Genomic DNA, 14,201 nt, shown 5'->3' on the forward strand with positions numbered 1-14,201 from the left:
GCCGGTCCGAGGACTGGCACTACAGTGCAATATAAGGTAAGCCTATGCAAAGCTGAAAGTCGGAAGTTAGGCGACCCTGGCTACCGCACCAGATCGAACGCAGGAGAACCGTGGACACACTATTGGTGGTCGGCGCCGGGCCGAAAGCCCTTGCGGTGGCGGCAAAAGCGCACGTCCTGCGGAAATTGGGGCTCGCCGCCCCGCGCGTGATCGTCGTCGAGGCGCATGCCGTCGGCGGCAACTGGCTGCCGAGCGGTGGTTGGACCGACGGGCAGCACCGGCTCGGTACCAGTCCGGAAAAGGACATCGGGTTCCCCTACCGCTCGACTTGGGCGCGCGGGCACAACCGGGCTATCGACGAGGCGATGATGGCCTACAGCTGGACCTCGTTCCTGGTCGAGCACGGCACCTACGCCGAATGGATCGACCGCGGCCGACCGAGCCCGCACCACCACGTCTGGGCCAAATACCTGCAGTGGGTGGCGCGTGCGATCGATCTCGAATTGGTACTCGGAACAGTGGATTCGGTCGCGGCGGCGGCTGACGGCTGGCTGGTCTCGGTGACCGATGCGGACGGTGTGATCACCCAGATCGACACGGACGCGCTGATGATCACCGGTCCTGGCCACAGCGGTCGGGCTCTGGCCGAACACCCCCGGGTGCTCAGCATCGCCGAATTCTGGGATCTGGCGGGCAAACGCGCGCTGCCGGTCTCCTCGCGCGTCGCGGTGATCGGCGGCGGCGAGACCGCCGGTTCGGCCCTGGACGAGTTGGTCCGACACGACATGCTGACCATCTCGGTGATCACGCCCAAGGCCACCATCTACACCCGCGGCGAAAGCTATTTCGAGAACGCGCTTTTCAGCGATCCGACCAAGTGGAACGCGCTGAGCATGGACGAGCGCCGCGATGTCATCCGGCGCACCGACCGCGGTGTGTTCTCGGTTCGCGTGCAGGAGAGCGTGATCGGCGACAACCGCGTGCATCACCTGCAGGGGCGGGTCGTGCGGGTCGCCGAACAAGGCGACGGCGTGGCGGTGACGCTGCGCAACGACCGTCGCCCGGATCTGGTGCAGAACTTCGATCTGGTGGTCGACGCGACCGGCGGGCAGCCGCTGTGGTTCCTGGAGCTCTTCGATTCCGATGCCGCCGACCTGCTGGAACTCGCCGTCGGCGGTCCGCTGACCCAGCCCAGGCTGGAGGCCTCGATCGGCTACGACCTGGCGGTCTCCGGACTGGACGCGAAGCTCTATCTGCCGAATATGGCGGCCATCGCCCAGGGGCCCGGATTCCCGAATCTCAGCTGCCTCGGCGAACTTTCGGATCGGGTCTTGCGTACCGCCCCGGCGCGTCAGGTCGTCGGTGCGCGGCGGGGTGCGGCCGCCCGGCTGGGCTGATTCGGCCCGGATATCCCCAAATACATCTACGTGAGGTTTTCATGCGCATCGTCTCGTTCGGCTTCCAGACCTGGGGCCGCAAAACGCTACAGGCACTGATCGATTCGGAGCACGAGGTCGTGCTCGCGGTCACCCATCCGGCCAGTGCGGACTCCTACAAGGGAATCTGGTCGGATTCGGTCGAGGACCTCGCCCGCGAGCACGCCATCCCGGTGCATCTGACCGAACGGGCCGATGCCGAAACCATCGACCTGGTGAAGCGGGCCGAACCGGATGTCATCGTGGTGAACAGTTGGTACACCTGGATGCCCGCCGAGCTCTACAACCTGCCCCCGCACGGCACCCTGAATCTGCACGATTCGCTGCTGCCCAAGTTCACCGGCTTCTCCCCGGTGCTGTGGGCGCTGATCAGCGGCGAGTCCGAGACGGGCCTGACCGTGCATCGGATGGACGAGGGCCTGGACACCGGCGACATCCTGGTGCAGCGCGCATTGCCCATAGGACCCACCGATACCGGCACCGAATTGGTCTTGCGCGGTATGGAACTCATTCCCGGCGCGCTGCGGGAAGCGCTGCACGCCCTGGAATCCGGTACCGCGCAATGGAAGCCGCAGCGCAAATCCGAGCGCACCTACTTCCACAAGCGTTCCGAGCGGGACAGCCGCATCGACTGGACCTGGTCCGCCGTCGATCTCGAGCGTTTCGTGCGTGCGCTGTCCGAGCCGTACCCGCGCGCGTTCACCTACTACCGCGGTGAGCGGGTCGAGGTGCTCGAGGCGGTGGTCTCCGAGGCGCGCTACGGCGGCACGCCCGGTCGGGTGATCGTGCAGGAGGGCGGAGGCGCGGTGGTGTGTGGCACCGAGGCGCATCGCGGGCGCAACCGCGGCCTGGTGCTCACCCGGATTCGCACCGCGGACGGTACCGAGCATTCGGCCGCGGAATTCTTCACGCGCGGTGGCTATCTCACCGACCAGTGAGGCGGCACGGGGGAGTCGGCCCGAACCAGTAGACTTGTTAGGGTAGGCTACGCTAATATCGGGCGACCGTTCAGAAGTAACCAGACAGTGCAGCGTGCCGGGGGGTGTTGTACACCGCCGATCGAATGACGCTGCCTGGCGCGACCATTGCGCCGGGACGTCCGGCGGAAGCGCAGGAGTCAAGAAATGCCAGCAAATCTCGGATGGATCCGGCAATTCCACCAGCCCCGCTCCGTCGAATGCCCGCCATTGTTGATCTGCCCGCATGCGGGTAGCGGTGCGTCCACCTATCGAGCGTTCTCGAAGGTGCTCAGCGAGCACTTCGATGTGCTGATCTTCCAGTACCCGGGTCGTCAGGACCGGGCCCGCGAGGCGGCGCTCGCCACGCTGCCCGAACTGGCCGCCGGTGCGTTCGCGGAATTCCGGACCTGCGAACACAATCGCGGCCTGCCGCTGACCGTGTTCGGCCACAGCATGGGCGCGATGGTCGCCTTCGAACTGGTGCGCCACGCCGAAACGGCCGGACTCGAGGTGCGACTGCTCGCTCCATCCGCCGCGGTTTCGCCGGGCCGGGCCGTCGACCTGCCGCCGCATCCGACCGAGGACGAGCAGATCCTCGACCATCTCGGCGCGCTGGAGGGCACCGGCGCCGATGTGCTCGGTAGCCGCGAGCTCATGCGGATGGCGCTGCCGGTGGTGAAGGCCGACTACCGCGCCTTCGATTCCTATACCTGCCCAGTGGATGTCCAAGTGCAGGCCAAGATTCACGTGCTCGGCGGTGCCGAGGACACTTTCATCACGCCGCGCGAGCTGTACGGCTGGTCCAATCACAGCGCACAGGAGATCGACGTCACGATCTTCGACGGCGGGCACTTCTATCTGAACGACAATGCCGCCGGTATCGCGGAGCTGCTCGCGCCGGAACTGGATCGCGTCGGATGAGTACCGAAATGGATCCGATCGTCATCTCCGGTATGGCCGTCGAGGCGCCGGGCGGTATCGAGACGCTGCCCGACTTCTGGTCGGCGCTGGCCGAAGCGCGCGAACTCATAGGACCGTTCCCGCGCAATCGGGAGTGGCCGATCGAGGAGTTGCTCGCGCTGCACCGCACCGAAGGCTGGAGCCGGGTCGCCGATGCCGGTGGGTTTCTGTCGGAGGCAACCGAATTCGATCCGATGTTCTTCGGTATCACCCCGCGCGAAGCCATTTCGATGGATCCGCAGCAGCGGGTCGCGCTTCGGGTGGCCTGGCGGGCGCTGGAGAATGCGGGCATCAATCCGGGCGCGCTGGACGGCGCCGAGGTCGGCTGCTTCATGGGCGCGTCCATCAATGAATACGGGCCGCAGTCCGGTGTGGTGACCGAGTACTCCGGATACCGCGCCACCGGGACCGCCCTCGGCGCGGTGGCGGGCCGGATCTCGCACAGTCTCGGACTGATCGGGCCGTCGCTGACCACCGATACCGCGTGCGCATCGTCGCTGACCGCATTGCACCTGGCCGCCAACGCCGTGCGTGCCGGTGAATGTGACTGGGCGCTGGCCGGTGGCGTCTGTGTCATGGGCTCGCCCGCGGCATTTTTCGAGTTCTCCAAGAACAACGCACTCGCCGTCGACGGACACTGCCGCTCCTATGCCGCCGATGCGACCGGCACGCTGTGGGGTGAGGGCGCCGGTGTGGTCGTTGTGGAACATGAGTCGCGCGCACGCGAACTCGGCCATCGGATCTATGGCCACGTGCTCGCCACCCGGGTCAATCACAACGGCAAGGGCGCGCCGCTCGCGGTACCCAGCGCGACGGCACAGCAGCGACTGATCGAGAAGACCTTGGCGGCGGCCGGAATCCGACCGGACGACATCGGCCTGATCGAGGGGCACGGCACCGGGACGCCAGTCGGCGACCCGCTCGAGCTCACCGCCCTCGCACAGTCCTACGGCGGTGTCGACCGCGGCACCGACGGTCCGCGACTCGGCTCGGTGAAGTCGAATATGGGTCACGCACAGGCCGCCTCGGGGGTGCTCGGCCTGATCAAGGTGCTGCTGAGCGGCGCGAACGGTCAGATCGCACCGAGCCTCTACGCGGACAACCCGACCACCGAGGTGGATTGGGACGCCACCAGCCTGCGGCTGGCCACGAAACTCGAACCCTGGGACCCGATCGGCGGCGTCCGCTACGGCGCCGTCTCCTCGTTCGGCGTCGCAGGTACCAACGCGCACGCGATCTTGGCCATGCCTGTGCTGGAGGATATCGATGCCTGACTACCGACTACCGGACGGCACCGTCCCGGTACTGCTGTCCTCCGATACGGCCGACGGACTGCGCGGTGAGGCGGCCGCCATCCTGGGATATCTGGAGCGGCATCCCGGCGTGACCCCGGATCGCGTGGCGGACATGTTGTTTCGCACCCGGGTCGCGCGCCGCCGTCGGGCGCTCGCGATGGTCGACAACCGCGACGGACTGCTCGATGCGTTGCGAGCGGTCGTCGTGGGCGCCGAGCATCCTGCGGTCGTGGTGACCGATGGCGTCGCCACCGCGCGCGGCATCGGATTCGTCTTTCCCGGACAGGGCAGTCAGCGGCCGGGCATGGGCAAGCTCTTCTACGAGATCTCCCCGACGTTCCGTCGCGCGGTCGATGATTGCACCGCGATCTTCGAGGAACGCTTCGGGCACCGCGAGCCGCTGCACTATCTGCTCGGCGACGATGCACAGTTCGAGGACCACGTGCGGGTGCTCCAACCTGCGTTGATGTTCCAGATGTACGCCTTCGCCGCCATGTGGCGCGCGGCCGGTGTCGAGCCCGCCGCGACCATCGGGCACAGCCAGGGCGAGCTGGCCGCCGGTGCGGTCTCCGGAGTCATGACGCTGCGGGATTCGGTGCTCGCGGTGACACATCGGGCACTGGCCGTCGATCAGCTTTCACCGCGCGGCTATTCGATGGCGGTGCTGGGGATGGACCGCGACCAGTGTGAGGCGCTGCTGGCCAGGCACTCCGGCTGGGCCGAGCTCTCGGTGGTCAATTCGGCGCATATCCTGGCCATTTCGGGTGACCGCGAGACCATCGTCGATATGGTGGCGACCGCGACCGCGCGCGGTCAGTTCGCCAGGGAGATCCGCGTCGCGTATCCGGCGCACACCTCGGTGGTCAGCGAGTACCGGGAGGGACTGGAAGCGGCACTCGGCGACGAAATGAGCGGCCCGAACTTCGTCGCAACCGAAATCTCTTGCTACGGTGCGACACTCGGCACCACCATCACGCCCGACCTGCGGCACGACCAGTACTGGTATTGGAATCTGCGCAACCGGGTGCGGTTCGATCGGGCGATCACGGCGGCCACCGCCGACGTCGACACCTTCGTCGAGATGTCGGAACATCCGATGCTGCAGTTGGCCATTCAGGAGAACCTGAGTACGGTGCGGCCGGACCCCGCCCGCCCGCAGCAGGAGTTCCGGGTGATCGGCACTTCGCTGCGCACTGCGGCGGGACTCGGCGAGTTCACCCGCAATCTGGCGACCGTCGCGGTGCACGACCTCAATTATCGATGGGATGCGCTACGGGTCGAATCCGAGTCGGACACAGCGCGTTTGCCGCTGCGCGACTTCCCCAACACCGTGCTCAATCCCCAGCGCCTGTGGGCTCACTACCGGACCGAGACTTCCACGCCGGTGGCCCCCGAGCACACCGCGACCCGGCTGGCGGAGCACTGGGTACGGCTCGAGCGTCGCTCGCTGGTTTCGCCGCGCACAATGCTCGTCGTCGACCACACCGGGCAGTGCGCCGAACTGGCGGCGGCGCTGTGCACCGCCGCCGTCAACCACGGTGGTGGTGCGACCGTTCACGATCCGGACCAGCCCGCCGACACCGCCGACTACGACTCGATCGTCGTGCTGCTGCCGGAGTTGCCGGATCTGGACGGGCCCACCGCGGTCGCGGAACTGGCGCGGTTCTATGACGCGCGCTGGCTGCCCGCGCTCGACGCCACGGTCACCGACTGCTGGTTGGTGACCGTCGGCGGTGAAGCCGCGGTCGCCGACGATCCGGCACCGCATTTGTTCCACGGCGCGGTCTCCGCCGGATTCCGTTGCATCGGACTGGAAAATATCGGCACCGCCTTCCGGCACCTCGATCTCGACGCCGCCGATGCGGGGCAGGCCGCCAAGATCGTGCGCGCACTGCATGCCAAGGACGAACCGCAGTTGGCACTGCGCGCGAGCGGGCTCTATGCCAAGCGGCTCGAGGTAGAACTCGAACCGTCGGCCGGAGCTCAGGACGATGCGGAACTCGAGCACGTCGTCATCGTCGGCGGGACCGGCACGCTCGGACTGAAGTTCGCCGAGTACTTCGCCGGTCGTGGCGCGCGGCGGATCACGCTGCTCAGCCGGTCCGGCGAAACCGATTCCGTCGCAGGCCGTTTGCGGGTCGTCCGACAGATCGGCACCGCCGAGGTCGCGGTTGTCGCGTGCGATGTGAGCGACGAAGCCAGCGTGCGTGAGCTCGCCGTCGCACTGGCCGACACACCGGCGACCATGCTGGTGCACGCCGCGGTGAACTATGTGCGCGCCGAACTCGCCGATGTGACCGCCGAGAAGCTGTTCGAGATGGCGGCATCGAAGATCATCGGCACCGGCCATCTGCTGCGGCTGCTGCCGCTGGCCACGGATGCGCGGATCGTCATCTGCTCGTCCGCGGCGGCCACCTTCGGTGGTCGCGGGCAGATTCTCTACGCCACCGTCAACCGCATGCTCGACGTGCTGGCCACGCGCCTGCGTGCGGTGGGCACGAATGCCGTTGCGATGCAGTGGGGTATCTGGGATCTCGAAGGGCCACTGCACGCGGTCGGCGTGGACCGGATCGCCGCCGCGGGCGGCCAGTCCATGGACCCGCGCGACGCACTCGCCGTCGGCTTCACCCAGCACGCCGAAATCGGACGGCCCGGCAATCGCATTGTGATGGCGGCCGATTGGTCGCAGTTGAACGACATCATCTCGGCGGTCGGCTGGGGTCCGCTGCTCGCCGATGTGCTCGCGCGAGTAGAACCGGCCCCGCCTCGGGTCGACCCCGTCGTTGTCGCTCCCGCCGTCGTGGCCGTACCGGAGGCGGTCGTGCCGTCCGCCGGTTCACTGTCCGACCAGGTCCGCATCGAACTGGGCAAGGTGATGGGCGCCGACGGGCTCGACGCCATCGACAGTTCGGTGCCGCTGGTAGCCCTCGGCCTGGATTCGCTGCAGGCATTGGACTTCCGCAAGCGGGTGCAGGCCGAACTGAACCGCGATCTTCCGGTGGCGGCCATTCTGGGCGGCGCGTCGTTGGACGACGTCGTGCGCCTGATGGCCGACAGCAACGTCTAGGCGAGGGATTGACGATGTCGAACAACGAGCAGGCCAGCGTGCTGGACCGCCGCAAGGCGCTGCTGCGCCAGCGTTTGGCCGAAAGCGGCCTGACCGCAACGACTTCCGGCAATGCGCCGGTTCGGAGATCGAAACCCGGTGAACGTCATCCGCTTTCGGCCGGACAGCGGCGCATGTGGTTTCTGCAGACCCGCGATCCGGAGGACACCACCCTCAATATCTGTGTGGCCTACCGGCTGACGGGCGCGCTCGACGAGGCGCGGCTGCGTGATGCGGTAGCGGCCGTCGTAAACGGCCACGACATTCTGCGCACCACCTACGGGCTCGACGAGAACGGCGAGCCGTACCAGATCGTCCGTACCGACCTCGAACTGTCCTGGCAGGCACACGATCTCACCGATCTGCCGGAAGCCGGGCGGTCGCGCAGACTGGAAGTGCTGGCACGCCGGGAATTCGGCCGACCGTTCGATCTCGCGACCGAGTCGCCGTTGCGGGTCAACCTGGTGCGCACCGGTGCCGATGAATTCGCGCTGCTCTTGGTCGCGCATCACATCAGCTGGGATGACGACTCGTGGGCCGTCTTCTTCACCGAGCTCAATGCCGCCTATCGCGCCGAGTCCGTCCAGACCGACCGTGCGCAATTCGTCGACGTCGCGGTCTTCGGCGATATCGCCGCCGACGATGCCACTGCCGATATCGACTACTGGCGCGCAACCCTGCGCCCACTGCCGGAATCCCTGGAACTCCCGGGTCCGGCCACGGTCGCCACAGTGGCGACGAAGCAGTCCGATCGGTGCACCTTGCCGCTACCCGCGGAGCTCGTCGGCCGGGTCGAGGCCTTCGCGCGTGTGCACGGCGCCACCCCGTTCATGGTGTGGCTGGCCGCCTATGACGCGGTGATCCATCGCTACACCGCGGCAACGGATTTCCTGGTATCGGTCCCGGTGACCGTGCGCCGCGATGCCGCCGCCGAATCATTGATCGGCTACTTCGGCAATACGCTGCTGTTGCGGGCCACCATCGGCGCCGAGGACACCTTCGCCCGCTTCACCGAAACCATTCGCGACACCTGTGTCGGCGCCTTCGCACATCAGCATGTCGGCATCGATCGCGTTGTGCGCGAGGCGAATCCGGATCGCGTCGGCGGCCGGGACGGGTTGGAGCAGCTGGTCCGACTCGGCTTCGGGGTGCGCAGGAGCGCGCAGGGCTTCGATCTCGCGGGTGTCGAGGCGACGCTGCTGGATCTCGGTAGTGCTGTGGCGCAGGTTCCGCTGGGACTGACCGTTGTCACGGAAGCCGATGGGGCCTATCTGGAGGCCGAGTACCGGATCGCCGATCTGGACCGTGCCCTGGTGGAACAGCTACTCGGCCACTACGTGCAGCTGCTGGACAGCGCGCTCGCGAATCCAGACCGCGGGCTCGGTGATATCGATATGCTCGGCGCTGCCGATCGTGCCGCGATTCTCGAACTGTCGCACGGCCCGATTGTCGAGGCCGAAGCGACCACAATGGTCGCACTCTTCGAAAACCAGGTCGCCGCAACGCCAGACGCACTCGCCATCGTCGCCCCCGCCGAACGCGACACCGAACTCAGCTATCTCGAACTGAATCGCCGCGCCAATCGTTTGGCGCACTGGCTGATCGGGCGTGGACTGGGCACCGAGGACATCGTCGGATTGCGGCTGTCGAATTCGGTGGAGTTCGTCGTCGCGGTGCTGGGTGTGCTCAAATCCGGTGCGGCCTACCTGCCCATCGATCCCGCCTACCCGGACGATCGCATCGACTACCTCGTCGAGGATGCCGCGCCCCGGCTGGTGCTCGATCGGGCCGAGCTGGACGCCGCCGAGGCCTCGGCCGTCGCACTCCCCGAGACGGATCCTGTCGACACGGACCGGGTGCGGCCGCTGCTGCCCGGCCATCTGGCGTACGTCATCTACACCTCCGGGTCCACCGGAAAGCCCAAGGGCGTGCCGGTATCCCATGCCGCGATCGCCGAACATCTCGCGGGCTTCGTCGCGGAATGGAGTATGACCGCCGAGGATCGGCTGCTGCAGTCCTCCTCGGTGAGCTTCGATGCCTCCCTGCTCGATATCTTCGTGACGCTGACCCTCGGCGCCCGGCTGGTCATCCCGAAGCCGGATGCGTTCCGCGATATTCCGTATGTGGCCGAGTTGATCACCCGCTGCGGAGTCACCGTGCTGCATATGGTGCCGTCGATGTTGAGCACCTTCCTGCTGCTGCCGGAGGTGAGCGAATGGCGTGCGCTGCGGCATGTTCCGGTGGGCGGTGAGGCGCTGCCCGGTGAGGTGGCCGATAAGTTCGCCGGTGTCTTCGATGCCGAACTGCGCAATCACTACGGTCCGACCGAGGCCGTGGTGTGTGCGACGCATATGAATGTGGAAGGTCCGCAGGGCACGCGGATCGTGCCGATCGGTGTGCCGAATCAGAACGTCACGGTGTATCTGCTCGACCAGGCGCTGCAACTCGTGCCATCGGGTGTGGTCGGTGAGATCTATTTGGGTGGAGCGCAGTTGGCGCGCGGCTACCTGAATCGGCGCGGGCTGACGGCGGAGCGGTTCGTCGCCGATCCATTCGCGCCGGGCGCTCGGTTGTATCGGACCGGCGATCTCGCGCGACGCAATGCCAATGACGAGATCGAATTCGTCGGCCGGGCCGACGAGCAGGTCAAGGTGCGTGGCTTCCGGATCGAACTCGGCGAGGTCGAGGCGGCCATCGCGTCCTATCCGGGTGTCGGACACTGCGTCGTCATCGCGGTCGACGATGCGGCCGTCGGTGCGATGCTCGCCGCGTATGTGGTTGCGGCCAACGGCCTTTCCGAGTCGGCCCTCGATATCGACGAGGTGCGCAGGCACGCCGGGGCGACGCTGCCGGAGTACATGGTGCCCAGCGCCTTCGCGGTGATCGACGAGATCCCGTTGACCGTGCACGGCAAGCTCGACCGGCGCGCGCTGCCGGATCCGGAACGCGCTACGACTCGCCGCTACCGGGAGCCGAGCACCGCCACCGAAATCCGCCTCGCGGGCCTGTTCGCGCAGATCTTCGGCCGCGAGCAGATCGGCGCGGACGATTCCTTCTTCGAACTCGGCGGGCATTCGCTGCTGGCCACCCGCCTGGTCGTGCGGATTCGCACCGAATTCGGCGTCGAGATCGATGTGCGGGCACCGTTCGATACCCCGACCGTCGCGGGACTCGCCGCGCTCATCGAAGCCACACCGGCACAGGCCTGCGCTGCCATGCCCGCGTTGCTGAAACGGGAACGCCCCGAGCATATTCCGCTGTCCTATTCACAGCTCGCGTTGTGGTTCCAGCGCAAGCTGGAGGGGCCGAGTGCGATCGGCAACATTCCATTCGCGGTGCGGGTGGACGGTCCGCTGGATCTCGATGCGCTGACTGCCGCGCTCGGCGATGTCGTCGCCAGGCACGAGGTACTGCGCACCGTCTTCCCCGAGAACGGTGGCGTGCCATATCAATTGGTGCTGCCTGCCGGGCCGATCGATGTACCGGTAACGGAGCTGGACGATCCGGAGAAGCTGCGTGCCGAACTCGCCGCGGCCGGTCAGCATTGCTTCGCCGTGGACACCGAGCTGCTGATTCGACCGCGAATCTTCGTGCTGGACAACAAGGCCCACGTATTATCGCTGCTGGTGCACCATCTGGTGGCGGATCACTGGTCGTTCCGAACGATGCTGGACGATCTCGCCACCGCCTATCGTGCGCGCACCGCGGGCGCTGATCCGGACTGGACGCCCCTGGACGTGCAATACGCCGACTATGCGCTGTGGCAGCGCGAGGTCGTCGAGACGCTCGGCACCCAGGTGGATTACTGGCGCGACACACTCGCCGGTCTGCCGGACGAGATCAATGTCGCCCTGGATCGCCCGCGTCCCGCCATTCTCGGCAAGAACGGACATGTGGTGCCGTTCGCGGTGCCCGCCGCATTGCGTGACAAGCTGAAGGCCCTCGCCGAGGCGAGCGGCGGCAGTGAATTCATGCTCTACCAGGCCGCGGTCGCGACTCTGCTGCACAAGCTGGGGGCGGGTGTGGACATTCCGCTCGGCACGCCGATCGCGGGCCGGGTCGATCCGGCCGCCGCCGAGTTGGTCGGCCTGCTCGCCAATATGGTGGTGCTGCGCAATGACCTGTCCGGCGATCCCACGCTGCGGACCGTGCTCGAACGCTCCCGCGATACGGCGCTCGGCGCGTACAGCAATCAGGACATCCCGATAGAGCGCGTGGTCGACTCGCTGAATCCGGCGCGGTCCCGGTCCAGGAACCCGCTGTTCCAGGCCATGATGCACTTCCGCGAGGAGAACTGGGACGGTGCCGGTCATGGTTTGGACGCGCACACCGCGCTGACGGTACTGCCATTGGATTTCGACACCTCGCTGCTGGACCTCAGCATCAATTTCTTCGCGGGTCCCGACGGCGGCTTCGATGCCAGCGTCATCGTCAATACCGATCTGTACGAGCCCGCGACCGGAGAGCTGTTCGCGCAGCGCATGCTTCGCGTATTGACGGCCTTCGCCGAAGCCCCCGACAGCACGGTGGGTGAGCTCGACGTCATGCCCGCCGCGGAGCGGCAGCGGGTCCTCGGTGAATGGGCCACCGGTGTGGAACTCTCCTGGACGCCGGGCATTGCCGAGTTGATCCGGCGTGGTCGCGGGGTGCCGTCCGATCGGATCGCCCTGCGGTGCGGTACCGAGACGCTCACTTACGGCGAGCTGTTCGAACAGCTCGATGGCGGGGGATCGGCGCGAGTGCCCGATGGTGCTTCGGCGGCCGGGGTGGTGCGCAGGCTGGCCGCACTGGATGCGGTAGCGAATACCGGCGGGACCATCGCTGTTTCGCACGTGGTGCTCGACCGGGAGGCGCTGGCGGCCGCGGTGGCCGATCGACGCGCCATTGCCGCCGATCGCCGCGGCGAATCGCTGGACCGGGCCACGGGTTCGGCGGATGTGCGGCTCGTCGCCGCACCCTGGACGGGATCCGAGGTCGAAGTCGAGTTGCTGGCCGCGCTCGCCGATGGGGCGACGCTGATCCTCACCACCGAACAGCAACGTGCGGATCCGGTCGCGCTCGTCGAGCTGATCGGTGCGCATTCGGTCACCCACGTGGTCGCCGAGCCCGTCACGCTGTCGCGGTTCGTGCAGACCGGTGTCTCGATGCTGCCGTCGGTGCGTAGCTGGGAGGTCGTCGGAACCGATTGGCCCGCGGCGCTTCCCGATCTGCTGCCCGCGCTCGCGGCCGGTTCGGCCGCCACCTTCGACTTCCGGATTCCGGAGTACGCGGGTGCGGTGGCACGCGGTGCGGTCGATGGCAGCCGACGCGCGCGACCCATTCCAGGGGCTCGGGTGTTGGTGCTGGATGCAGCCCTGCGACCGGTCGCGCCCGGCGTTGACGGCGATGTGTACGTCGGTGGTGCCGGACTTGCTCAGGGGTACGTCGAGGATTCGGCAGACGCGTTCTTCGACGACCCGTACCTGCCGGGAGCCCGGTTGTTCCGCACTGAGCAGCGGGGGCGCTGGGATACCGCAGGGCGAGTCGCGTTCCGGACCGATAGCACCGGTGAAACCAGGACGGGCACAGCATCTTCCGATGTGGAGCACACCGAGACCGAACAGCAGCTCATCGCGATCCTCGAGGAACTGCTCGAGATCGAGGATGTCACCGCCGACGACGGCTTCTTCGCACTCGGCGGCGACAGCGTGATCTCCATCCAGTGGTCGGCTCGCGCCAATGAACTCGGCCTCCCGCTGTCTCCGCAGCTGGTATTCGAGCACCTGACCATCGCCGAACTCGCGGCCGCGGTAGACGAAGCGGTGGCCGCCGGGGTGACCACGACCATCGGCGACACCTTCGGTACCGGTGGCGTGCGGGCCGAGCCCGAGGAGCCGACCGACAACCATCAGCATGCCGCGATGAGCGTGTCCGGTCTCGGCTCGGACGCGCTGGCCGCATTGGGTGCGGCATGGAAGCAGTCGCAATGAGGGGCGATTTCTTCCGAGTGGTGGACCCGACGAGGGGCGATGCGATGACCGTTGGCCGAAAGGCGATGCGATGACTGTGGACCGGAGCGTCCCGGCCGAAATCGAGGATGTGCTCGCGCTCAGCCCACTGCAGGAGGGGCTGTTCTCGTTGGCGCGGCTGGCCGCCGACGGGGTCGATCTGTACACGATGCAGTTCGTCATCGATATCGGCGGTCCGATCGACGTGCCGATGCTGCGCCGCAGCGCCGAGGCGATCCTGGAGCGGCACGCCAATCTGCGGGCCGCGTTCTGGGATAAGGATCTACCCAAGCCGGTGCAGATCGTGCCGACCTGGGTGGATCTGCCCTGGTTCGAAATCTCCGCGCTACCCGCGGAATTCGATGCGATCGCCGAGGCCGACCGGCAGCAGCGGTTCGATCTCTCTCGTGGTCCGGCCCTGCGGATTACGCTGGTCACGCTGCCCGACGAGCGGCACC

7 protein-coding genes are annotated in these 14,201 nt (G+C 67.1%); all 7 read left to right on the plus strand.

Going from position 1 to position 14,201, the window contains the following annotated elements:
• Positions 1 to 110: 110 nt before the first annotated feature.
• A complete protein-coding gene (locus NP3_RS43165) occupies positions 111 to 1,397 on the plus strand; it encodes a SidA/IucD/PvdA family monooxygenase (RefSeq protein WP_063047475.1) in 1,287 nt (428 codons plus the stop codon).
• Positions 1,398 to 1,438: 41 nt separating this feature from the next.
• Complete coding sequence (locus NP3_RS43170; RefSeq protein WP_063047476.1) at positions 1,439 to 2,374, plus strand: methionyl-tRNA formyltransferase; 936 nt, start codon at positions 1,439 to 1,441, stop codon at positions 2,372 to 2,374.
• Between the two features lie 186 nt (positions 2,375 to 2,560).
• On the plus strand, positions 2,561 to 3,316 hold the full coding sequence (locus NP3_RS43175) for a thioesterase II family protein (RefSeq protein WP_063047477.1): 756 nt from the start codon (positions 2,561 to 2,563) through the stop codon (positions 3,314 to 3,316).
• Positions 3,313 to 4,629, plus strand: coding sequence for a beta-ketoacyl [acyl carrier protein] synthase domain-containing protein (locus tag NP3_RS43180; RefSeq protein ID WP_063047478.1), 1,317 nt, complete (start codon positions 3,313 to 3,315; stop codon positions 4,627 to 4,629). The genes NP3_RS43175 and NP3_RS43180 overlap by 4 nt, the downstream gene beginning before the upstream one ends.
• Positions 4,622 to 7,717 carry a nocobactin polyketide synthase NbtC gene (gene nbtC, locus NP3_RS43185; protein ID WP_063047479.1) on the plus strand — a complete coding sequence of 1,032 codons (3,096 nt, stop codon included), beginning with the start codon at positions 4,622 to 4,624 and terminating at the stop codon, positions 7,715 to 7,717. Before NP3_RS43180 ends, nbtC begins: the two co-directional genes overlap by 8 nt.
• Before the next feature lie 14 nt (positions 7,718 to 7,731).
• Positions 7,732 to 13,725 (plus strand): non-ribosomal peptide synthetase, encoded by a 5,994-nt coding sequence (locus NP3_RS43190; RefSeq protein ID WP_063047480.1) that lies wholly within the window; start codon positions 7,732 to 7,734, stop codon positions 13,723 to 13,725.
• Between the two features lie 70 nt (positions 13,726 to 13,795).
• A partial coding sequence (locus NP3_RS43195) for a condensation domain-containing protein (RefSeq protein WP_157124936.1) occupies positions 13,796 to 14,201 on the plus strand: 406 nt, incomplete at its 3' end.

Origin of the sequence: Nocardia pseudovaccinii NBRC 100343 (genome assembly GCF_001613225.1) — a bacterium.
GTDB classification, from domain to species: Bacteria; Actinomycetota; Actinomycetes; order Mycobacteriales; family Mycobacteriaceae; genus Nocardia; species Nocardia pseudovaccinii.

What these genes read in the sequence shown, in the direction of transcription:
- nbtC (WP_063047479.1), top strand. Translation starts at nt 4,622, where the DNA reads ATGCCTGACTACCGACTACCGGACGGCACCGTCCCGGTACTGCTGTCC.
- NP3_RS43170 (WP_063047476.1), top strand. Translation starts at nt 1,439, where the DNA reads ATGCGCATCGTCTCGTTCGGCTTCCAGACCTGGGGCCGCAAAACGCTA.
- NP3_RS43180 (WP_063047478.1), top strand. Translation starts at nt 3,313, where the DNA reads ATGAGTACCGAAATGGATCCGATCGTCATCTCCGGTATGGCCGTCGAG.
- NP3_RS43175 (WP_063047477.1), top strand. Translation starts at nt 2,561, where the DNA reads ATGCCAGCAAATCTCGGATGGATCCGGCAATTCCACCAGCCCCGCTCC.
- NP3_RS43190 (WP_063047480.1), top strand. Translation starts at nt 7,732, where the DNA reads ATGTCGAACAACGAGCAGGCCAGCGTGCTGGACCGCCGCAAGGCGCTG.